Source organism: Gabonibacter chumensis (genome assembly GCF_024741215.1).
GTDB lineage: Bacteria > Bacteroidota > Bacteroidia > Bacteroidales > Marinifilaceae > Gabonibacter > Gabonibacter massiliensis.
The window spans coordinates 244,281-268,276 of record NZ_JANSKB010000001.1; the positions used below are offsets into that span (position 1 = coordinate 244,281).

Below are 23,996 nucleotides of genomic sequence, written 5' to 3' on the forward strand. Positions count from 1 at the left end.
TTTATGATTCGGTGATTGGGAGATTCGGTGATTAACACATTTTTCCCAATCACTTAATCTTTGAATCATTGAATCACTTAATTATTTATGTTTTCCCAATAATCGGCAGAATCATCTCCCAAAAGGTATTTTGCAAAATGGAACCATAATTTCCGCTCGTAAAACAGTTCGGCATCGCCACTGAAACCGTGATCCTGTCCCGGCAAGACGATCATATCGAAATTCTTTCCGGCCTTAATCAAAGCATCTGCCATCCGTAACGTATGAGCCGGATGGACATTATCGTCCATATCGCCCGTCACCAAAAGCAGTCCGCCTTTGTAGTTTTTAGCCAACTCCTGATTGGTACGCACCTGGAATTTAAAAACATGCTCTTCCCGGTCGCCGTTTACGCTATCTTCGATCACCCTTTTCTCTTCCGTTACCCCGTTATGGGTTTCGGTAAACCATTTATTATAAATCCGATTATCGTGATTACCGGCTGCCGCCACGGCGGCCTTGTAAAAATCGGGATAGGTACAAATGGCTGCCGTCGACATAAATCCTCCCCCGGAATGACCGTATATACCGACTTTTGTCGCATCGATAAAAGGATAACGATCGGCCAGTTGCTCGATGGCGTATTTATCGTCGGCCAAGGGGTAATCCCGCAAATTTCCGGCGCCATACGTGTTGTAATACTTTCCTCTCATAGGCGTTCCTCCCCGGTGTCCCACGGCAATTACGATAAAGCCCAGCTGAGCCAATTGGGTATTCCGGTCATGAATAACAGCAAATTGAGTAGGCACGTATTCATAAAAGGGTCCGGGATAAACCGAAGAGATAATCGGATAGTGTTTGGTAGAATCAAAATCAAAAGGTTTCCACATCACCCCGTACAAATCGGTTATCCCGTCGGCCGCTTTTACTTTAAAACGTTCGGGAGCCTTCCAGCCCATCTCTTTCACCCGGGAAATATCGGCTTTACCCAAGTCTATTATCTTTTTCCCCTTTTTATTTCTCACGACGAAGCGAGGTTCCATATCCACCCGTTGATAAGTATCCACAAAATAGTTAAAGGTTTTAGACCAATCCACCATGTGCGTGGCATTGTCAAAAGTCAACTGTACTACCCGATCAGGTTTATCCAAGTCCGCTTTACACAACGTATAATAGTAAGGATCGATATGCTTATCCTTGCCTAAGGCGTAAAAATAAATCGTACGTCCCACGGTATCGATCTCCGCGATAGGCCCGGCAGTCCAACCTCCGGCCGTAACCGTATTCTTCAGGTTTCCCTCGCCGTCATACAGGTAATAATGTCCCCACCCGGTACGGTTGGAACGAAATAATATATCCTGACCGTCATTCAAAAAAGAGACGCTTGCCATCTTAAAATCCAAAAACGGTTTATCCGCTTCATGAATCAATACTTTCACGTTTCCCGTCTCCGCGTCGATGACACAGATCTCTTTTTCATTGAAAGCCCGGTTGACCCGCTCAAAATAAATTTTCTCCGCTTTCTTATCGGTATACAAAACATCCACGTATTGATCGGGCCATCTATCGATGTCTATTTCCGTGATCTTCCGGGTTTCAATATCGATTATCAGAAACTGGCTTTGGGAAATCTCCTTATCCCCCGGCATATCATAACGATAGGTCTTTAACTTCGGACGAGGTTGAGCCAGATGATCGATCAGAAACAGCTCCTCCACCTTACGGGCATCTTCCCGGACGGCATAAACTTTTTTCGAATCCTTCATCCACGAAGCGATCGTCTCCACCTCCGTGTCCGAATCCGCAAACTCTTTGGCAAAGGTATAATCCTTCTCCGCATCAAAAGTCAACTGAATAGCCGTGGTATCTTTTCCCTTCGCCTTATTCCCCATCACATACAAATTGTGATTCCGGGCATACAGGATATAACAGCTATCCGGTGAATACTTCATCCAGGAAGCATACCCCGACCAGGGTTTTATCGTATCGATCTTCTCCACCGAAGCGGTCTTAAAGGTATAACGGTATTCCGCCTCGTCAAACTCAAACGTGAAAGACTTTTCGTCTTGGGCAAACTCGATATTTTGCAGGGAAAAATCTTTAGGATTATAGGCCTTCCGGGTCTCCCGGCTCAGCTGCCCGAGTAACCGGTCATGATCGAAAAGTAATTTTTTCTCCTTTTTCGCCGGATCCACCCAATAGTATTTCTTTCCTTCTCCCGTGGTCATATAATACCAAAAACGATCCGATTTATGAATAAACTCCGGATGAATGGCCATACTCATGTCGGAAATACCCGTCATCGTCCGTTTATTGAACTTCTCGGCCAATTTATAATTAGCTCTCTGCTGGGCAAAACCGTTCAAGGCAAATCCCAACAGCAAAATATAAAATAAAATATAACGCATATATTATTTATTTATAATTCTGTGATTTAGTGATTAGGCGATTCTGTGATTAACACATCTTCCCAATCACTTAATCATTGAATCACTTAATTATTTATGTTTTCCCAATAATCGGCAGAATCATCTCCCAAAAGGTATTTGGCAAAATGAGCCCAGAGTTTATACTCGAAAAAGGCCTCGGCTGCTCCGCGGAAACCGTGTCCGTTTCCCGGAAGCACGACCATATCGAAATTCTTACCCGCCTTTATCAAAGCATCGACCATACGAAGCGTATTGGCAGGGTGTACGGTTTTATCCATATCTCCCGTAACCAACAGCAGGTGTCCTTTCAAATTTTTAGCCAGCTCCATGTTGGTCGGCACTTTACAAGCATACTCGTAAACGGTACTATCCTTTCCGTCAGCCCCTTTTACCGTTTTGACCGTCTCTTTTACTCCATGATATATCTCGGACCAACCCCGGTTAAAGATATTATTGTCATGGTTTCCGGCGGAAGAAACTGCTGCCGTGTAAAAGTCGGGATAGGTGCAGATAGCAGCCGTCGACATAAAACCGCCGCCGGAATGACCGAATATCCCCACCTTCGTCCCATCGATAAAAGAGTAACGGGCAGCCAACTGTTCAATGGCATACTTATCGTCTGCCAGCGGATAATCCCGTAAACTCCCGTAACCGTACCGGTGGTAGAATTTTCCCCGCATGGGACTGCCTCCCCGGTGCCCCATGGCAACGACTATAAATCCGAGCTGCGCTAATTTCGTATTATGGCTGTCGTTGATCGTAAAGCTCGTGTTTACGTATTCAAAGAAAGGACCGGGATAAACCGAAGAGATAATGGGATACTTTTTATTCGGGTCGAAATCGGCCGGCTTCCACATGATCCCGTATATATCGGTCAACCCGTCGGCCGCCTTTACTTTAAAACGCTCCGGGGCGATCCATCCGATCTCTTTCAACAACCGGGTATCGGGCTTAGCCAACTCCATCATTACCTTCCCCCGATTGTTTTTCAACACGATTTTAGGTTCCATATCCACCCGGGAGTAGGTATCCACGTAATACTTCCGGGAAGGGGTGAATTTTGCCGAATGCTGGGCATTCTCCCCGCTTAATAAGGTAACCCCCTCCTTATCGATATGTGCTTTATAAAGCATGTAGTAATAAGGGTCCGTTCCCTTTTCCCGGCCGTGCCCGTAAAAATAGATCGTGCGACCGACCGTATCGATAGTGGCCATTTGTCCGGCCACCCAAGAACCGGATGTGATGGTGTTCAACAACCGACCGTTTCCGTCGTAATGGTAATAATGGGCCCACCCCGTACGCTCCGAGCGGAACAGGATGTCTTTTCCGTCATTCAGAATTACCGTATTCTGCATGTGGTAATCGCGGTAAGGCTTATCCACCTCGTGAATCAGCTCTTTTACCTCCATGGTCTCCGTATTGGCCACGCAAATATCCACCTCGTCCCAAGTACGTTTAAAACGCTGAAAGAATATCTTATCCCCGTTTTTACCCGGCTCGATCACCTGAATGTACTGATCCGTCCATTTATCGGCCGGAACCCGTTTCGCTGTCTTTTTTTCCACGTCCATGATCCACAATTCGTATTGACAAAGATTCTTCTCTCCCGGCATCTCGTAACGGTATCTTTCCAAGGTAGGCCGTTTCGTCAAAGAATTGATCACGAACATATCCTGCAATTTCCGGCTATCCTCCCTGACCATAAAAATATGCCGGGAATCCTTAAACCAACGGGCATTGGTTTCCGTTTCCCCCTCGGACTCTTGTTCAGCATCCCGGGCAAAGGAATAATATTTTTCGCCGTCCGCAGTCAACCGGATCTCGGTCGTATCCATTCCCTTGTATTTGTTGCCCCGTACATACAGATTATGATCCTTAGCATACAGGATGTATTTCTCATCCGGAGAAAAGACCATCCAAGAGTAGCGGGTTTGCCTATCCTCTTCCGATACCTCTTTCTCCGGCAAAGCTTTTACTTTTTTAGTCTTAAAATCAAATTCGTAATTACCGTCCATCGAAAAGGTCATTTTCGTCAGGTCTTTTGAAAACTCGATACTCGAAATCCTCAAATCTTTTTCGTTATAAGCCTTCCGGGTAATCCGGCTCACCCCTTGCGCGATATCCGAATTATTGAAAAGCAACCGCTTTTCTCCCTTCGCCGGATCGACGAAATAAAACAACCTCCCCTCTTCCGTGTAAAACTCGAACCAAAACTTATCCGTACCGTTAATAGCCTTCGGAAAAATACTCATACTATTCTTCCCGACCACACTTCCGAATGAAATGTTCCTAAACTTCTTTGCCAATTTATAATTTGCTTTCTGCTGGGCATCCCCTCCCATAAAAGCAAACACCAAGGACAGTAATAACAATAATTTTTTCATACATTTTTTTTGATTTACTTACGATTACCCACACGAACAAATAAAAAGGAATAGACCGAAGGGAGTTTTTACTCCCCTCGACTATTTATCGAAATACTAAAACAACATACTAATACAAATAATTTGCCCCCGGCTTTGCCCCTTCTCCGAATTTATATTTCAGATCCACGATCTCTCCGAATCCTTCTTTATGATAAATTTCCAACAATTCTACCGTCTCCTCTTCTTTATCATATTTTACTTCATACACATAAATTTCTCCGGACCTTAAAGCTACCGCTAAATGTGCATTATGCGTATCCCGATTATAATCCTTTACAGCCATATCCACAATTTCTGATCCATAATTCGGGGCATTGAGCATTTGAACAAATTTCGGAACACTCTCTGCATAAGGAAAGCCATATAAGGTATTACCACTCGCGATCATCAATAGTTTTTTCCAAGGTAATACGCTTGCCGCTTGATATCCATTCATTACGGAAGCATCCAAAAGACCACTCTTACTCTTCGACACAATCATTTTCATCCCCGGTTTATAGCGATACCCATCAAATTCAAAGGTGTAATTATGCCAATAATAACTATTCCCTTTTTTCAAAATCGAAATATAAGATCCTTTTCCACGCGGATAGTCTTCCCATGCATGAAAAATATACTCTCCATCGATATTTTTAAACAAAGATTCGTCTGCCCCCTTAAGACTCCCTAACTCCATAAAACTACCCGTGTAATTTCCACCGGCAACAATTGTAAAATCACCTCCATAATAATCTTTAACGCCACATTGGTCTACAATTCCGAAGAAAGTATTGTTTTCATCGATTCCGATAACTGCAATATTCCCATAAGGAGACGCTTTCCAATAAGGCAACAATTGTTTTATTTTTTTCCGGTTAAATATCGGTTCTTTCAAATAACGACCGGAATGTAAATCCGTGGCAACAGACATGGTTGCAGCATACACGTAATTGTCTCGATTCAATAACCATTTTCCTCCCCAGCAAAGAGCGGCATCCACGGGGTCAAAGTTGGCAGGCACTCCGTCAAAAAACTCGTCTTTAGCCGAACCGATTACAGACAAATCATTTCCGTTTAATTCCACCGGACCGCTTGCTTGAAGGACCATTACCTCATCCAGAAGATCAACATCATAAGCATACTCTTCATAAATAAAGTTTTCTACCAATTTGTGCGGTCCCCTACCTAAATTAGGAACAACATTTATATCTTGTCCGACATAAATCACCGTATCCACGCTCTTCTCCTTTCCTGTCTCAACATCCATTACAAATTTAGATTGTTTTTTAGACAGAATCATCGAGAGCTGCGATTCGCCCGATCCCCCTTTTGACAGTACCATCCAGCCGTTTTTCCAAGGAGATACAACCTCTATACCTATGTCTTCACTAAAAGTAACTCCTGTCTTATTATCAATTGCGGTCAGTACCAATCTATAATCTCCGATTGTCGTTGCTTCATGCATATAAATCAGTTGATCGCAAACTTTCGTCAGTTTCTTATCTTTCTCTATATACCAAGCATAAGTAGCGTCTGGATTCAACGTATCTATCGAAAAGCGAACCTTAGGCTCCAATGTTACCGACTCTCCGGGATAGAGCGTATAACTACTTTGTACGTTCTTTACTCCCACATTCTGCCAATTATCAAAATCGTTTATATCCTTATAATCGTAATTGCTTTTATCATCCAAACAACCGACAAGTATGAATACAATCACTATCCACAATACATTATTTTTCATAACCTTGATTTTTAACCTACTACAGGAATTACTATTTTTTCGCCTTTTTCGTCTTTCAACGGTGTCAATCCGGCAGCTTGATTCGCCGGATCGTTATTAAAGGCCTCTACCCGGTATTTTAATCGTTGAGAATATTTTTTTAACACTAAGCGGTCTTTCCCGTCGAAAACGACATCATCCTTGGACAACTCTTCTAAAAACATAATATATTTAGTTTCTGAATAGTTTCCGAGATAATAACTCTCGGCCACATTGAACGACGGAGCCCCCTGGTATCCGCCATCCAATTCCGTCCACCATTTCGGGCGTTCCAGTTTATCGGACACCTGAAATATAGCTCGTTGATACTTTATATCGGCAGTAACTTTCACCTCCTCGCTTTCGTCTATTTGCAATACAAAACGATATGCTTTCTCGGCTAACCGGGGATCATTCAGAAAAGTAACCGTTATCGTATCTAATTCCTGCCCGGCAGAAAACTCACATTTTTCCGGTAGTTCATATAACTCAGCCGGCAATGTCGTCAACTTGGGATCAGCAGACACACTAAATGCCCGACTCTCCGTTAACCATTTTCCCTTGGTTCTTATTGGAATCTCGACTGAAACTCTATCTTCATTATAGGTTCTAAAGGATAATACAGTACTATCTACCGTCGCATTCGCTACAAAAGAAAGAAATACCTTATTATCGGAAAACTCTTCGATTCCTTTTTTATCACAGGAAGTCAACGTTCCTATCAATATCAACGCAAAAACAATAAAAGATCTCATAACTGCATTAATTTATATTAGTTTCACTGTCCGGCAAAGGCACAACAAAATGTTCCTCCGAGGCCGTTATCGTTTTACCCGACTCTGCCGGAATATTTTTATTTAAACGCTTATACAGGTAAAAAGTCTGACCTTCACCGATCCAATCCCGACGCATATCATTAATTAATAAGTGATTGAATGTCTCCATGGTTGCATTCGATACGTCTATTATGGATTGATCCGTTTTTTTCAAGCCTCGCCCTTGTTTTACATAATTCAAATAAGTTTTTGCCTTTGCCAATCCGGCAGCATCTTTTTTAGCTAAAATTTCAGCAGCCATATAGTAAATCTCACTCATTCGAATCAACGGAACCAATGTTTTACTGATCTCGATCTGCGTCGAACCGCCACTGGTAGGATCATCATATTTTTTCAGTCGATAATAAGAGTTGTAATTTTCCCAGTCGTGTATCCAATTGGTATATCGACAATCATTAGAGATAAATGTTTCAATTTTATAATCATATGTTAAGTCCTTTTCGAAATAATTATTTTCAATTTCGGATATACATAAGAAGGTAGCCTTGTCTTCATCCGTAATATCATTCATTTTTTGATTTAATTCCGGTAGATCGATCACGTACAAACCGAACATCACATCCCTATACAATTTTGAACCGCCGGAAGAGGTACTAAACGGAAAAGCACGATTTTTGGCAACAAAAGTGATGATTTCATTGGCTTGTTCCAATGCCTCCGTCTCTTTCTGGGCATACAAATAGACTCTCGCCAATAAAGCCGTAGTTGCCCAATAATTCATATGATATCCTCTTCGATGAAAAAAGATATTATCTCCCGTTCCAGACATTTCAAAAGTCACCGACGGACTAAACGACTTAGCGGTATCAATCTGCCAGAGCAATTTTTTAGCTTCTTTCAAATCCTCGATAATCAATGTCAAACACTCGTCTACCGTTTTCGGGTTTGAGATATAAGAGGGATAAACGTCAATATAAGGAATAAATTTTCTACCTCCTGGCTGAGCTACAGGTGCCGGGGCAAACAAACGCAGCATATCGAACTGCAAAAATGCGCGTAAACCTAAGGCTTCTCCCCAAATCATCGATTTTTCCCGATTTTTCAAGGGAAACATATCCGGATCGGTATTTTCTATATTTTTTATAAGATTGTTGCAATTGGCCACGATATTATACGTCTCGTTCCATATGGATTCGATTTTCGGTTTCAGATGCTCGTTATCCCAACTATAGGCAGCCGCTCCCCTTTCCATAGCATTCATTTGGCTGGAAGAATACGTGTAATCGTACACTTGCCCCAAAGCATCCACAATACCCCAACTCATATTCATCCCGTACAAATTCCCTGTTCCCATTGTATAATAAATACCATTCAAGGCATGACGAAAACCGTCTGCAGAATCAAAAAGATCCTCTTCATCAATTTCATCCTCCGGTTTCACGTTTAACCATTCGTTACATCCCGATATAAAGAGCGGTAAAAACAATAACAATAAAAATCTATATTTTTTCATATTACCTAAGTTCTAAAAAGTTGCACGTAAGGTGAAATTTATACTTCTCGCAAACGGATAACTGGTCCCCCGCTCCTGTTTTACACTGGACAAACGGAAAATATCGTTCATTTGAAATTCCAGATTCAGCGTTCTCAAATAGATTTTTCGTAACAAATCCTGATTAAAATCGTAGCTGAGGGTCAACGTACTTAATGATAATACATTTTCATCCTGTACAAAGCGGGAGGTAGGCAGTGTTACCGCATCTCTGTTTTTAATATCTTTTAACGGAGCTATATCTCCGGGGTTTTCCCAACGCTGAGTCAGCACGCGTTTATCCACGTTACTGTTTTCGATATCCGCATTTTCCACACTATTGACCAAGGTTTCATTGTAGATCTGTTTCCCCCATTCATAAGAGAAAGAAGCAAACAAGCTAAATCCTTTATAGGTGGCATTTACCCCGAAAGAACCGCTGGCATCCGGTTCCGTATTTCCAAGTACAACCTGTTGCGATGCTTTCCATTGATTACTAACCTGACCGTTCCGATAAATATATAACTCTTTACCGGTAGTCGGGTCGATGCCCAAAGAACGAACCCCGTAAATAGAGGTCAAGGAAGCTCCCTCTTCGTATTTCATCAACGGTTTGGCATATTTCGGGTCATCTTCATATCCACTAACACTGTGCTGATAGTCTTCAGCCTCTTTATAGTAAGCATCCACTTGCTCATTATATGCTTTTAAAGCATCGGAAATTTTCAATATTTTATTTTGATTATGGCTCATATTTCCCCATAATGCGACATACCAATTTCCATCTTTCACAACATCAAATTGAGCTCTGATATCAAAACCCTCATTTAAGGTTTCTCCCATATTACTCTTATAGGAAGTAAATCCGGATGAACCGGGCAAAGTAACATCCGTGATCAAATCCACGGTCTTATCCCTATAATAATCAAAATTCAAAACGATACGTTCGTTCCAGAAACCTAAATCCGTGCCGATATTCATCTTATTCGTTGTCTCCCATTTCAAGTCTTTATTTCCCAATGCTCTTAATGCGACACCGAATCCGGCTATGTACCAACGGTCAAAAGTCTTATAAATAGTTTTTGCATTGTAAGGGGCGAAGTTGGTTTTTCCGGTCTGTCCGTAAGAACCTCTTAATTTTAAACGGGTTATTACTTCATTGCCCTTTAAAAAACTGTAATTATGAACATTGATTCCCAAACCTCCGGACCAAAAAGGCGCCCATTTCTGATCCAATCCGAATTCGGAAGACCCGTCGAAACGAACGGAAAGATCCGCTAAATAGACATCATTCCAGGTATAGTTGGCCAACAAAAGAAAACCCATCAAGCGAGTCAGGTTTTCAGATTTCGAAGGTTTATTATAAACCTCTGCCGCAAAATTCGGAGAGTGATATTTCCCGGAAGGGAAACCCCGATAATGAGACGAAGTACTCTCTGCCTTGCTATTTGTCGCATTCATTACCAAAGAAGCATTTAAGGCATGTGCGCCTCCCAATACCTTAGAATAATAAGCCCCAACCTGGGCATCCCATTTGGTAGACTCCTCCTTATTGATGTAAAGATCACCCATAAATTCCGTAGAAGATATATTCGAAGACTTAGGATCTATAAAACGTTCATTCTTAGATATAGTTTTCGTTATGGCGAACTGACCTTTTAATTGAAAATGATCCGTCACATATATCTGAGCCATCAAACGTTCGATAAAAGTATCCGATTTATCGTACTGGAAATTATTCAATAATGCCTCATATAAAGGATTATTCTTTCCTTCATTCGTTTCTAATTTGGAAAATTCCAGTTCCTGAATAAGATTACCTTGTTTGTCATAAGGACGGTCATACGGTTGCAAATGAGCATAATCGCTAAAATCCCCATAGGGAGAGTCTTGCGCATCCGTATAATTATACTCTATATAATTCACCACCTGCAACCAATCTCCAATTCGATAATCCACATGAAAACCGAGATCTAAATTATCCCGATAGGAGTCTTTCATCACTCCATTATCGTTTTTATAACTGACATCGAGTCCATACCGCAAATCATTGTTACCGCCTTCAACAGATAACGAATGTTTATGCATAAAAGCATTACGCAAAGGCAAAGAGAGCCAGTCCGTAGTAACCCCCTCCTTTATACGCACCAAGCGCTCATTATAAGCATTCATCGCCTGTGTCCAAGTTCCACCGAAAGCAATATTAGGATCATACAATCCGGCCCGTTTTTCTATTTCCAATTTTTCGGCAGCATTTGCTAAATTGTAGTCCGAAAGATCCGGCATTTCAATTTCTCCGGTCAAACTATAAGTAATCACCACCTCTCCCGGTTTAGGAGCAACCGTGGTAATCACCACGACTCCGTTAGCAGCCCGGGATCCGTACATAGCCGTAGCCGAAGCATCCTTTAGGATTTGTATATTCTCTATCCGCATCGGATCCATGTCGAATACTTTTTGAACACTGACCTCGAATCCGTCCATAATAAATACCGGAAGATTCGGATTGTTTTTCAACGAAGATTTGGATAGTGCATCCTTGTCTAATTCCTTTACCCCGATACCGGAACGTCCGCGGATATACATTTCCGGAACGGCATTCGGATCCGAACCCCATTTATTACTTTGTTGTATCCGGAAAGAGGGATCGAAAGTAGATAATGCTTTTATTACATTCGTTTTAGAAACCTTCAATAAGTCTTCCCTCCTGATAGAAACCGAACTACCCGTAAAACTCTCCTTTTTAATATTCGCATATCCGGTAACCACCACCTCTTCCACCTCTTTTACCTCCTCTTTCATCGTGATGACCAACTCTTTCTCGTCGTCTTTCGGGTCCTTGCTCAGACGATGTTCCACCTTTTCCATGCCGATAAAAGTGAATACAAGGATGGTCGTGTCCTGTTTGGGAATTTCAATGGTAAATTTTCCGTCGATATCTGTCGAAACGCCTAAAGTCGTACCTTTAATCACAACCGTCACGCCCGGAAGGGGTACTTTTTGAATATCGATCACTTTTCCTTTGATTACTCTTTTCTTCTCCTCTTTTTTCTCCTCTTTTACAGGGGTAATGATCACTACCTCGTTTTGGATTTCATAAGAAAGGGAAGTTCCTTTTAATAACTGATTTAAAACTTCTTCCAAAGCCGCGTTTTTTACATTGAGGTCTCTTTTGCCGTATTTCAGAACCTCTTCTACCTGATACAAGAAACGATAGCTCGTCTCTTTACTCATATTCGTGATGATTTCATCGATGGTAGCGTCTTTCATGTTCATGGTCAATTTCACAACTTGTTGGCCTGCATTGACCTGCTGAAAAAAGACCGACATAAACAGAAGAAGAACGCAGCGTTTAAAAATAAATCGCATTTTTAGCAATCTTTGATTCTCATCAAAGACCCCGATTCCGTTTTTTTTCATACTTTTACATGCTTAATGATTAATGATCGACTTGTTAATCGTTATCTAAACTCAATTTCCAAGCAGAAGATAGGACCAGTATCTTCTGCTTTTTATTTAACACTCAAATTTTATTGCATTCTTTTACGCACCACCACATTGTTTTTATTGACCTCGAAAGAGATTTTCGCCGATTTCTCTAACATCCGTAAAGCTTCCGAAAAATCTTCATACCGTTCCAACTCTCCGGAGAAATGATAATTTTTCACTTCCGGATTCATGTAGAAAACACGAATATCATACCATCTGCTCAATCGGGCCATAATCGATTCCAAGGTCTCGTTTTTCATCACGAAACGTCCGTCTTTCCAAGCCGAATAGGCTTCTGCATCCACTTCTCGAGAAGAGAGCTTCCCGCTTTTTTTATTATAAACAGCTTGCTGATTCGGATGCAATTCCACGGACTGATTACCTAAAACGACCCGAACCGCTCCCTGATTCAAAGTCGCCTCGACATCCTCCTCATCGGCATAAGCCTGCACGTTAAATTCCGTTCCTAAAACCTCTACCTGCAACCTATTCGGCACGTTGACAACAAAAGGATGACTTTTATCTTTCGCTACCACAAAAAAAGCTTCTCCCTTCAAAAATACTTCCCGCTTCCCTTCGCCGAACAACTCCGGAAAACGTATTTCTGAATCAGAGTTCAAATAAACCCTCGATCCGTCGGACAAAGTCAGATTATATTCCCCTCCCCGGGGAATACGGATCGTAGAATAACGAATCTCCCGCACTACCGTATCTTGTCCTCCTCCCTGTAAAGCCACACTCTTTCCGGTATTTAAGGCCACGACACCGTTATTTAAAACGATCTGCTGGACACTACTATCCTGCAATTCGATCTGCTCTCCTCCGGACGTAATCAAAATCGCCTTGGATGTTCCTACCTGAATACCGGTAAATTCGACAGGCGGTACGATCTCTTCCCGTTGTTGGAAAAACCACATGCCGACACCGACCAACAAAGCAATCGAAGCGGCGATCCCGATCCCCCAACCTAATTTCCGGTTTTTCTTTTTAAAAGGAGATAACTGTTGCTCGAGCGCCCTCCACTCTTTTTCAAGATCCAATCCCTCCACGTACTTATCCCGCTCCGCTTTGTTATCCGAATCCATAATCCGGTCATACAATCTCCGATTGTCCGGGTCAGCAGCCAACCAACGCTCCAATCTCTCCTCCTCCCCGGAGGAAAGTCCGTGAACAAATTGCTTGGCTATCAAACGGGATATTTTATAATCTTTAGGTTCTAACATAAAATTCCTCTCCTTCATTTACAGAACGACTAAGAAACTCAAAAGGATGACTCGCTCTCTCTATTATTTTCATTTTTAACATTTCAATAGCACTTGGGGACGGGGTAAAAGTGCTATATCGACTGTTTTCAAAAAACAACATAGAAGCAACATTTATCTAATTTAGCTTAGACGGAGCGATGGCAAACAAATTCAAAGTATCTCTATTTGTAAACCTTCGAGAAATGTTTTATACCTTTGCGCAAAACGAGAAACGATACGGAATATTCCCCGACCGCAATATTCGCATAAACAATATTTGTGATATATCTATGTACGAAGACCATGAATTCAGAGGTTGTTATCGGATTTTGCGCTCAAACGGTTCAATGTTGCCAAGCCTTTAACCGTTAGCAAATATTTCTGCCGTGGATGTCGTGGCTTATCTGGATAGAGCATACAAACAAATTCCTCTTTGATGGCAGGATTAAGTGAGTATTCCATAAAGTTTTCACGATTTTTTAATCCTATAGCCAGCATCAGTTCTTTTACAGACAGGCGATTGCCGGAAAGAGCCTTAATCAGGCGAATGATATTTTCATTGTCCGTATGCCATGCATCTTCGGTTCTTGTCGGGGAGAGTGTAATTGCGTTCTCCAAACGGATGTATCTGCCATAAGCCTGATACGAAATTGGTTATATGTCTAACTATTTGGCTGATGTTTAATCCTGTATAGTCAAAGGCTCTTTCTTGTTCAAAGTCATATTCAATAGCCCTTCGAATGTCGGGAGCAGATACGTACAATATAGTATCTCCACGAAGTACCCATTCCTTTTTCGTTATATTATAATTGCGAATTTGTCCTGCAAATTCGAACACATCGTCGAATACGCGCCGATGTAGAGCAGTTAGTCCGGCTATGTTAAAAGCAAAAGATCGTTCATTAAGTAACTTAGTTATGTTGGTAGAAACCTTATCCGCTTCTTCTGTTCCATTATCCTTTTCAGTATGAATATCTTTCGACTCATAGTAACTCTTGATAAAGTGTTATAGTTTGTTTTTTTACGGGATGGCGAAAACGGAGCCTGTCGTCGCCGAGGTATCAATTCGCCCGTCTGTATTCGTTAGGCGTTACGCCTGCATATCTTTTAAAAAAACGTACGAAATGCTGCGGATATTGGAAACCCAACGCGTAAGCGACTTGGGTGATCGATTTGCTATAATCAAACAAGATTTCCTTCGCTACGTCCAACATTTTCAATTGTATATATTCTTTTGCCGTTTTCCCTGTTTCCTTTTTGATCAAATCACCGAAATAATTGGGCGAGAGACAAATCTTGTCCGCAAAATATTGAACGGACGGCACACCTTTTTCCGAAGCAATCCCCGTACTCAAATAGTCATCAAGAAGTCTCTCGAAGCGAGCCAACACGTCGAGGTTCATATCCTGCCTCGTGATAAACTGCCGTTCATAGAATCGTAGACAATAATCCAGCAATAATTCTATATTCGTGCAAATCAGTCCTCTGGTATGTTTATCTATGGCATGTTGCAATTCCGTTTTTATTATAGACATACAGTTGAGAACGATCGTTCGCTCCTCTTTCGAGAGGTGCAGTGCCTCATTGGACTCGTAGGCAAAAAACGAATATTTTTTAATTTTCTGCCCCAATGAAGTACCGCGAATGAAATCAGGATGGAACAGCAAGCCCTTGGCTTTGGTCGGGATTCCCTCGATCGTGGAATAGCCGACGGTTTGTCCCGGAGCAATGCTGACTATTGTCCAATCGTCGAAATCATATTTGGTCTTTCCGTAGTTTATCGTACAGGCTACCGTCTCTTTCAAAAAGATCGAATAGAAACCGACCGTCATACGATACGGTTTCTGACTCTCCACCGTATCGAAATCGACGAAGTTGACTTGCGGATGTCGAGTCTCGAAATCGAACAGGTTATTGTATTGTTCGATCGTATCTACTTTCAATATAGGGGATTCATTCATATCCATAGCGACGACTTTTATTCAGAACAAAGATAGTGTTTTTATCGTACCCGAACCGGGATCACAACCGAAAACAGTAATCGGGGTAAATCTTTCCGTATATTCCGTGATTCAGGTAATATCGTTGAACATCAGACAGTAATAAAAATTGCAAAATCCGTAAATAAGGTAAATCGAACCTTGTTTTTGGTATGATACGGTATACGGTTATTCCGTATTTTTGTATTAAAACAATAAGATATGAAGAGCAATATGAAACGAATTTTATTTTTAACAGTATTGACAATTACAGCCTTATGCGTCCCATGTCACGGAAAAGGCAGAGAACGGACAACAAAATCGATAAAGAGAGTCGAAGCAAACGAAAATCATTTTAAAGCCGATACGAATATGAAGGAGAATTTGAATTTATCTCAAAAGTGGGACAAAGTATTCCCGCAAAGCGACAAAGTAAATCACAGCAAAGTAACTTTCCGTAACCGCTACGGTATCACGCTCGCGGCCGATCTGTATATACCGAAAAAAGTAGAGGGGAAATTACCGGCCATAGCCGTTTGCGGGCCGTTCGGAGCCGTAAAAGAACAATCATCCGGCCTGTACGCGCAAACGATGGCCGAACGCGGATTTTTAACCATAGCCTTCGACCCATCGTTCACAGGCGAGAGTGGCGGAGAACCCCGTTACGTGGCGTCGCCGGACATCAACACGGAAGACTTTTGCGCGGCAGTCGATTTCCTTTCGACACGCGACGATGTCGATCCCGAACGAATCGGCCTCATCGGTATTTGCGGCTGGGGAGGAATGGCGATCAACGCAGCCGCTATCGACACTCGCGTCAAAGCAACGGTAGCTTCGACGATGTACGATATGAGCCGTGTAAACGCTAACGGTTATTTCGATGCAACGGATGCCGATGCTCGCCACGAACTACGTAAACAACTTAATACACAACGGACTGCAGATTACCGGAACGGCACGTATGCACTTGCCGGCGGCGTGATCGATCCGTTGCCTGAAGATGCTCCGCAATTCGTGAAAGACTATCATGCTTATTACAAGACCGAACGCGGTTATCATCCCCGCTCGCTAAACTCCAACCGCGGCTGGAACAAAACATCGGCCCTGTCATTTATCAACATGCCTATCCTTTCTTACAGCGATGAAATCCGTAGCGCCGTACTCTTGATACACGGAGAAAAAGCCCATTCTCGTTATTTCAGCGAGGACGCTTTCAAAAAGCTGAAAGGCGACAACAAGGAGTTGATGATCATACCCGGTGCAAATCACACGGATTTATACGACCGTACGGATACAATACCCTTCGATCAGTTGGAAACATTCTTCAACAATTACCTGAAATGATATACGCGTAAAAAAGCGATGATTACCTACGCGCAAATTTTTCCGGCTTCATTTGTCCGACACGATTCGACAGATGAAGCCGGTCATCCATCCGTAACCCACAACCCAAAACAAAAAAAATAACACGACAAGAAAACCGAAGAGCTTAAATCCCTAACAAAATTAGAAGAATATAGAAATAATCCTTTAAAGAGGTTTTCAATAATTCTAACGAACGGTACTTCAATGTTTTAACAGTATTCACCGAAATCCCCAACAGCTCCGCAATCTCTTTATTTTGTTTTCCGTCCAAAGAGAGCTTGATGACGCGGGCGCTTTGCGGGGGCAAGGCATCAATGGCTTGGGAAATAATTCGATAAGACTCTTCCTCTATCAACAGATCTCTAAAAAAACTTTCATTGCCGACGACTTCCGAATCCATATAGTCAACCGTATCTTTCCGCGATTTCAAATAGTCAAAACAGCGATTACGTACCAATACATACAAAAAGATTTCCAGGTTAGGGATCGTGTCGTACTCTTCCCGTTTCTCCCACAGTTTGATAAATACCTCCTGGGCAATATCTTTCGCCGCATCCCCATCTCCGATATAACGCTTGGCGACGGTACACATGGACGCATAATATTGCTGGAACAAAGTCTTATAGGCTTTTACATCACCCCGCTTTATCGCATCAAAAGAGACTTTATCCACCATAGCATATAAAAACTACCCTATTTATTTCCAACACGAAAAAAATGATCGCTAATTAAAACTTCAAAAATTCCACAACAAAATCACCCCGTCAAAGATAATATCTTTATCTTGTTATTATCCATCAGCACGTTAAAAAGATTCAATTTCACCAGAATCAAGAGGTCATTTTAGCAGTATACTCTCTTGCAAAAAAACGACAACCAACTTATTCTCTTCTTTTTCTCAAAAAAGCGTTTTCTTCAATTCGTAACACAATCTGAAAAGTACCTTCATTTTTCTTTCCGGTACATCAACTTTACACGACACGGGGCCATAGAAACAATACCCCGGGAAAAACAATGCCATTATAAATCGGATAATTCAGATCGACAAACACGTTAGAGGTCCCTTCTTCTCATATATAGAAATATTTTCTAAATTCGGTGTTATTAAAAAGCCCTTTGGACATCGCATGTTTATGTAAATAGTTATTTATATCCTCAAAATTATCATTATTTTTATGGAATTATCCGTTGAATAGCATCTATAGAACAACTATTCAACTTTAAAAACGAATAATAAATTGACTATTGACGAAAAAATAAAGGAAATGAAAACAATAAGATTACTCGTAGCCATACTTTTCGTTCTGTTGGTAACAAACGGATTCGGACAGTCAGAAAAGGCAGAAGAAAATCCGAGGACAGCCTTGACCGAAGCTCGTAAAACGTATGAACAAGCCCTAAAAAAGAAAGACGCTCCTCTTTTGATTAAATCGATTATCCTACAGATCAAATACCAAAGTTTAATCGATCAGGACAGTATACCGACACTACTGTCTAATTTGGAAGCTTATGTCGTAACAAGTAAAAATCCGGTTGAAAAAAGTATTTTACACTCGCTTTTAGCCGAATTATATAAATCCTATTACATCAGCAGAGTCTTTGAGATTAACGGGCTGACTCCGATCACCGGATATATACCGGAAGATGTAAAAGTCTGGACCGGAAATATTTTTATCGAAAAGATTTTCCAACATATAGAGGCCTCTTTAAAGCCGACCAAGGAGCTTATTGCCACAAATAGCCTCCAATACAAAGACATTTTAATTTTAGGAAAAGATTCCCGGGAGTTCAGTCCGACGCTTTACGATTTACTTGTTTATCGTAGTATCAAACTGCTCTCTTCCATGAGCTACTACGTTTCCGACTTCTTTGAGCAAAAACCTCTCACGAACGATAAGCTGTTTGCTCCCGCAGACGAATTTGTCCAATTATCCGTTCCCGAAGAACCTTATAATTGCGACCAGTATATCATTCGATTATACCAATCCTTACTTCAAGTTCAATTAAACTCGGGACAAAAAAATACATTATTATGGGCCAATCTGCAACGGCTGAATTTCGTATCGACTCATATTACAAACGAAAACGCCTCCTCTCTTTATGAAAAAGCCTTATTCGAGTTAAACGACGAATACCGGAACGACCCTCTCCGGGTAGAGATATTGCATACTCTCGCTCAATTATACCTTCGAAAAAACATTGAACAACAGGAGTCTCCCATCCATAAAGAGAATCCGGAGAGCATCATAAAATCCGAAATGGAAAAAGAAGTTCGAAAAGCCCTTCAATTTTGCCAGGAAGGAATTCGACTCTTTCCCAACTATTTTAGGATTAACATCTTAAAAAATTTGGCAGAAACGCTCAAAAGCAGTGCCGTGAATATCAATCTTCTTCAAACGGTCTATCCGGGAAAAGACCAGATTATCCACGTAAACTACAAAAATACCTCTTCCATCAAATTCGAATTGTATAAATTAAACGTAAAAATGAACGACTACCTTACCGGTACCTCCAAAACCTATCCGAAAGAAAAAATATCAACCCGTTCGTATAAACTTCCTGCCTGGTTGCTTTCATACGACACGACTTTTCAGATCCCGATCTCCCGAATAGGCCTTTACGAACTGATTATCAGCAGCCAGGGAAACACGTTAGAAAAAGATACGCTCTATTTTAGTTCCAGCCGTTTTACCGGATTTTCACGTCAAATAGAGAAAAATACCAATTCCCTATTGGTATGCGATATGGAAAGCGGCAAACCCATATCCGGAGCAACAGTAAATATATATGATAGTAAAGGAGACAAAACTTACCATTACATTGCTCAATATCGTTCAGATAAAAACGGCATGGCTTCCATTCCCACGGACTATAGAAATACGCTCTGTTTTCAAATATCTTCCGGCGATGACACCCATGGCGCTATTAATTATCTACCCTCCTACTATTCTAATTATCAAGCACCCACACGGCAATTCGAGGTAAATCTATTTACAGACCGGGCCATTTACCGTCCGGGGCAGACGATCTATTTCTGCGGAATAGCCTGGGAGGCCAATAAAGAAAATTCAAAAGCGATCGCGGGAAAAGAGTACACCGTAACTTTCCAAGATGCCAATAACCAGGAGATCGCCAGTAAACGGCTTACCTCTAACGAGTTCGGATCTTTTGCCGGAAGTTTCACGATTCCCAAAGATATATTAAACGGTCAGGTATCACTCCGTACCAATGGTGCCAGACGTTTTGTCAGTGTTGCCGAATACCAACGTCCCAAATTCGAGATCACGTTCGATCCTGTAACGGGAAGTTATCAATCGGGTGACACGATTACCGTAAAAGGGAAAGCAAAAACCTATTCCGGAGTAAGTTTATCCGACTGTCAAGTCTCCTACACGTTATCCAAAAACAATTTCTACCGATTTAATCCCAAACGTTTTATATCCCACGGTGAAGTAATGACGGATCGCGACGGAAATTTTCAAATTCGATTCGCCACAGACACGACGACACAAGATACGCCTTATCCCGGAGTATACAACACTTACTACACGGTTTCGGTTACCATTACCTCTCCGAACGGAGAAACACAAACAAAAGAATTTACACTCCGTATCGACAAGACCCCTTACCAACTAAGCATACAACTACCCACGCGGTGGAACAAGCATAACCCTCTCGATGTAGAAATCGTAGCTGTCAATGCCAACGGTAATCCATTAGCTCAGACGGTAAACTACTCCATCGCAAAGCTCAAACCTCTTTCCAGCTTAAAAGAGTCCTATTCGATAAACAATGCCATCATTGAAAAAGAGATTTTCCACGGAGTCTATAAAACCGGGAACAACCCGTTACATATCGATTTATCCATTTATCCTTCCGGAGCTTACCTGTTCACGGCAGAAGGCAGTACCTCCAACGGGCAGAAGATCCGCAGACAAAGAATCTTTTATCTCTACGCTCCATCGGACAAACGTCCGCCGATATTGACTTATAACTGGCTTATAGAAGAAAAAACGACTTGTAAACCCGGGGAAGAAGCTAAAGTCATATTAGGTTCATCCGCCTCCGATATATACGTCTTATACGAAATATACGACCGGGGACAATTTATAGAAAGAAAACGTTTTGAGCTAACAGACGAGAACATCACGCTATCCGTCCCTTATAAGGCAGATTACGGAAAATCGATCCAATTGCTTATCACCTACGTGAAAGATCGACAACTATTCTATAATGCCGTCACCATTGAACGGCAGGAACCCGATAAACAATTGGATATTTTTACCAAAACATTCCGGGATCATCTTTCTCCCGGACAAAAAGAAGTGTGGAGTTTCACAATTCGGAACAAGGCGGGACAAGCCGTATTAGCCGAGCTCATGGCCGGGATGTACGATACCTCTTTAGATCAATTCGCCTCGAACAGATGGTATTTTAACCCTGTTCTCAGGTATTACGAAATAACACCTCAATGGATTTCCAACGCACTTACGGCCAACATTTACGGGTATATCGATTTTAAATCAAAAAATTATAAGATCCCCGAATTCAAATTCGACCGACTAAATCTTTTCGGTTTGAATTTCAATCAGCCCATCGTCGTTCGCGGATACGCTGCCGGCCGGGCGGCCAAAACCGTCATGCGAGAAGCAGTATTAGAAGAAAATAGTGTTACGGAATATGATTATGCCGGAGAGTATTCGGATAAAGCGAAATCGAATGAACGACAGGTTCCTCCCGTCCAAATCCGGCAAAACTTACAGGAAACGGCCTTTTTCTATCCGCAATTACGCACGGATTCCGCCGGAAACGTAAGCATTAAATTTACCGTACCCGAGGCCACGACTACCTGGCGTTTTATGGCCTTGGCCCATACCCCCGACATGGCTTACGGTCAATTGGAAAAATCGGTACTCACCAATAAAGAGTTTATGGTAAGCACCAACCTTCCCCGTTTTGTCCGTACCGGGGATCAGGTCGTACTCAAGGCTACCGTGAATAACCTCTCCCCGTCTCAACAACAAGGCAATATTTATTTGGAGTTATTCGATCCTATAACGGACAAAACGATTAGCAGACAAACGCAATCATTCAACGTAGCTACCGATCAAAACCAAACTTTCAGCTTCTCTTTTACAGTTCCGGAAGGGTTCGATATGTTAGGATGCAAAACCGTGGCCTCCTCTTCACTCTTCAGCGACGGAGAACAGCAAGTGATAGCTGTCGTTCCGGATGAAATACCGGTAACCAGAACCTTACCCATTTACATGATTCGCAAAGGAGAAGAGACGTTCGCGATGAACATACCTAAAAAGATTACTCCGTATCGGTTGACGCTTGAAATGACAGCCAATCCGATCTGGTACGCGGTACTGGCCCTACCGAGCATCAACACCCCTCAAACGGACAATGTCACCGAAATCACGGCATCCTATTATGTCAGCACATTAGCTACCGCAATCGCAAATGCCAATCCAGAAATTACCCGGACAATAAAAGAATGGCTTAGAAAACCGGGCAATACCCTGACCTCTCCTTTAGAAAAAAATGAAGAATTAAAATCCATTCTTCTCCAATTGACACCCTGGGTAAGAGAGGCTCAAAACGAAACCGGGCAAATGCACCTATTGGGAGAATTATTAGATATCAATCGTCAAGACTACATCCGTAAACAAGCCCTGACCCAATTAGCCCGACTGCAAAACAGCGATGGAGGCTGGAGTTGGTTTAAAGGCTCCAAGTCCAATACCTTTATTACCGAGAACGTATTAGAAGCCATGGCAAGATTAGTTAGAACCGGAGCGACGGAACTATCTCAAGAAGAAAAAACGATGCAAATTCAGGCTTTAAAATACTTAGACGATCAAATCGAAAGAGAATACAGTGAAAAAAACGAATATGGATATTCGCAATTACTGTACCTCTACACAAGGAGCTCGTTCCGGGATATTCCTCTAACAAACGCCTTAGAAGCCCACAAACACTATCTATCGAAATTCAAAGATTCCTGGGCCGATCTATCTCTTTATGAAAAAGCCCTCGTTGCCATGACATTGTACCGTTACGGTGAAACAGAAACGGCTAAACGCATTCTTCATTCGCTGAAGGAATACGCTACCATCACACCGGAAATGGGCATGTTCTGGGCCAACAACCGTTCGAATCTATTTACCAATTCAGCTATTCAAACCCAGGTGGCACTCATGAGTGCTTTTCACGAGATCGAAGGAGACTCCGAAGATACCGAACTCATGAAACAGTGGCTATTACGTCAGAAACAAACCCAAAACTGGGGAAGTACGCCAACAACCGTGGACGCCATTTACGCCCTTGTCCTCACGGGAAAAGAACAACTTTCTCAACAAGATCATCTGACGATAAAATTGGGAAACAAAAATATCAACGTCACGCCGGAAGAAGCAAAATTGGGATACATAAAGAAAAGCTATACGGCAAAGGAGATCACATCCAAAATGACGAAGGCAAGTATTACTAAAACCACCGATCAGGCCTCCTGGGGCGGTCTCTATCTGCAATATTTTGAAAAATTAGACAAGATAACGTCTCATTCCGGTGGGGTATCCGTGAACAAACAACTTTTCATAGAAGAAACAGGAAAGAACGGGAAAACCCTGATACCTTTAGCCGATCAGAAACTACGGATCGGAAATAAAATCAATGTTCGAATCACCGTACAAACAGGACAGGATATGCAGTTCGTACATTTAAAAGATTTACGTGCCGGTTGCCTTGAACCGACGGAACAGCTTTCCGGTTACCGTTGGCAAAACGGCATCTCCTACTACCAGGAGACCACGGATGCAGCCATGAATTTCTTCTTCGAATTCCTTCCCAAAGGAACCCATGTATTCGAATACACGTTATGGGTTGCACAAGACGGTGTCTACCAGGGAGGAATTGCCACCTTGCAATGTATATATGCACCGCAATATTCAGCCAACAGTAAAGCTTCTATATTAAAAATCGAAGAATAATTAAAAATGCCGTCCGAAACATCAACGGACGGCATTTATAAT

General features: G+C 42.0%; 12 protein-coding genes. 2 read left to right on the top strand and 10 right to left on the bottom strand.

The window, feature by feature from the left end; genetic code table 11:
* Window positions 1–77: 77 nt before the first annotated feature.
* The 9 genes from NVS78_RS01090 to NVS78_RS01135 form a co-directional block, all read right to left on the bottom strand.
* A complete protein-coding gene (locus NVS78_RS01090; RefSeq protein ID WP_286357554.1) occupies window positions 78–2,387 on the bottom strand; it encodes a S9 family peptidase in 2,310 nt (769 codons plus the stop codon).
* An 86-nt stretch (window positions 2,388–2,473) separates the two neighbouring features.
* A complete protein-coding gene (locus tag NVS78_RS01095; protein ID WP_286357555.1) occupies window positions 2,474–4,792 on the bottom strand; it encodes a S9 family peptidase in 2,319 nt (772 codons plus the stop codon).
* Between the two features lie 109 nt (window positions 4,793–4,901).
* A complete protein-coding gene (locus NVS78_RS01100; protein ID WP_286357556.1) occupies window positions 4,902–6,557 on the bottom strand; it encodes a PKD-like family lipoprotein in 1,656 nt (551 codons plus the stop codon).
* A gap of 11 nt (window positions 6,558–6,568) precedes the next feature.
* Complete coding sequence (locus NVS78_RS01105; protein ID WP_286357557.1) at window positions 6,569–7,330, bottom strand: DUF4843 domain-containing protein; 762 nt, start codon at window positions 7,328–7,330, stop codon at window positions 6,569–6,571.
* Between the two features lie 7 nt (window positions 7,331–7,337).
* Complete coding sequence (locus tag NVS78_RS01110) at window positions 7,338–8,864, bottom strand: RagB/SusD family nutrient uptake outer membrane protein (protein ID WP_286357558.1); 1,527 nt, start codon at window positions 8,862–8,864, stop codon at window positions 7,338–7,340.
* Between the two features lie 12 nt (window positions 8,865–8,876).
* Complete coding sequence (locus tag NVS78_RS01115) at window positions 8,877–12,302, bottom strand: SusC/RagA family TonB-linked outer membrane protein (protein ID WP_434802112.1); 3,426 nt, start codon at window positions 12,300–12,302, stop codon at window positions 8,877–8,879.
* 110 nt (window positions 12,303–12,412) lie between these two features.
* Entirely contained in the window at window positions 12,413–13,612 is a 1,200-nt protein-coding gene (locus NVS78_RS01120) for a FecR family protein (RefSeq protein ID WP_286357559.1), read from the bottom strand.
* Between the two features lie 312 nt (window positions 13,613–13,924).
* Complete coding sequence (locus NVS78_RS01125) at window positions 13,925–14,233, bottom strand: Fic family protein (protein ID WP_286357560.1); 309 nt, start codon at window positions 14,231–14,233, stop codon at window positions 13,925–13,927.
* A gap of 443 nt (window positions 14,234–14,676) precedes the next feature.
* Window positions 14,677–15,576, bottom strand: a complete 900-nt coding sequence (locus NVS78_RS01135) for a helix-turn-helix domain-containing protein (protein ID WP_059027245.1) — start codon at window positions 15,574–15,576, stop codon at window positions 14,677–14,679.
* Between the two features lie 240 nt (window positions 15,577–15,816).
* On the opposite strand from NVS78_RS01135, the gene NVS78_RS01140 reads away from it, so the two are divergent.
* Window positions 15,817–16,938 (top strand): alpha/beta hydrolase, encoded by a 1,122-nt coding sequence (locus NVS78_RS01140; protein ID WP_434802113.1) that lies wholly within the window; start codon window positions 15,817–15,819, stop codon window positions 16,936–16,938.
* 145 nt (window positions 16,939–17,083) lie between these two features.
* On the opposite strand, the gene NVS78_RS01145 is transcribed toward NVS78_RS01140, so the two are convergent.
* Window positions 17,084–17,635 (bottom strand): RNA polymerase sigma-70 factor, encoded by a 552-nt coding sequence (locus NVS78_RS01145; protein WP_286357562.1) that lies wholly within the window; start codon window positions 17,633–17,635, stop codon window positions 17,084–17,086.
* Between the two features lie 589 nt (window positions 17,636–18,224).
* Between NVS78_RS01145 and NVS78_RS01150 the strand changes: the two genes are divergently transcribed.
* Window positions 18,225–23,954 (top strand): alpha-2-macroglobulin family protein, encoded by a 5,730-nt coding sequence (locus NVS78_RS01150; RefSeq protein ID WP_286357563.1) that lies wholly within the window; start codon window positions 18,225–18,227, stop codon window positions 23,952–23,954.
* The last annotated feature ends 42 nt before the right edge of the window (window positions 23,955–23,996 follow it).

Bases quoted from the DNA above. Each gene is read 5' to 3' on its own strand.
- NVS78_RS01105 (WP_286357557.1), bottom strand. From the start codon at position 7,330: ATGAGATCTTTTATTGTTTTTGCGTTGATATTGATAGGAACGTTGACT.
- NVS78_RS01095 (WP_286357555.1), bottom strand. From the start codon at position 4,792: ATGAAAAAATTATTGTTATTACTGTCCTTGGTGTTTGCTTTTATGGGA.
- NVS78_RS01090 (WP_286357554.1), bottom strand. From the start codon at position 2,387: ATGCGTTATATTTTATTTTATATTTTGCTGTTGGGATTTGCCTTGAAC.
- NVS78_RS01100 (WP_286357556.1), bottom strand. From the start codon at position 6,557: ATGAAAAATAATGTATTGTGGATAGTGATTGTATTCATACTTGTCGGT.
- NVS78_RS01110 (WP_286357558.1), bottom strand. From the start codon at position 8,864: ATGAAAAAATATAGATTTTTATTGTTATTGTTTTTACCGCTCTTTATA.
- NVS78_RS01145 (WP_286357562.1), bottom strand. From the start codon at position 17,635: ATGGTGGATAAAGTCTCTTTTGATGCGATAAAGCGGGGTGATGTAAAA.
- NVS78_RS01150 (WP_286357563.1), top strand. From the start codon at position 18,225: ATGAAAACAATAAGATTACTCGTAGCCATACTTTTCGTTCTGTTGGTA.
- NVS78_RS01140 (WP_434802113.1), top strand. From the start codon at position 15,817: ATGAAGAGCAATATGAAACGAATTTTATTTTTAACAGTATTGACAATT.
- NVS78_RS01135 (WP_059027245.1), bottom strand. From the start codon at position 15,576: ATGAATGAATCCCCTATATTGAAAGTAGATACGATCGAACAATACAAT.
- NVS78_RS01120 (WP_286357559.1), bottom strand. From the start codon at position 13,612: ATGAAGGAGAGGAATTTTATGTTAGAACCTAAAGATTATAAAATATCC.
- NVS78_RS01115 (WP_434802112.1), bottom strand. From the start codon at position 12,302: ATGAAAAAAAACGGAATCGGGGTCTTTGATGAGAATCAAAGATTGCTA.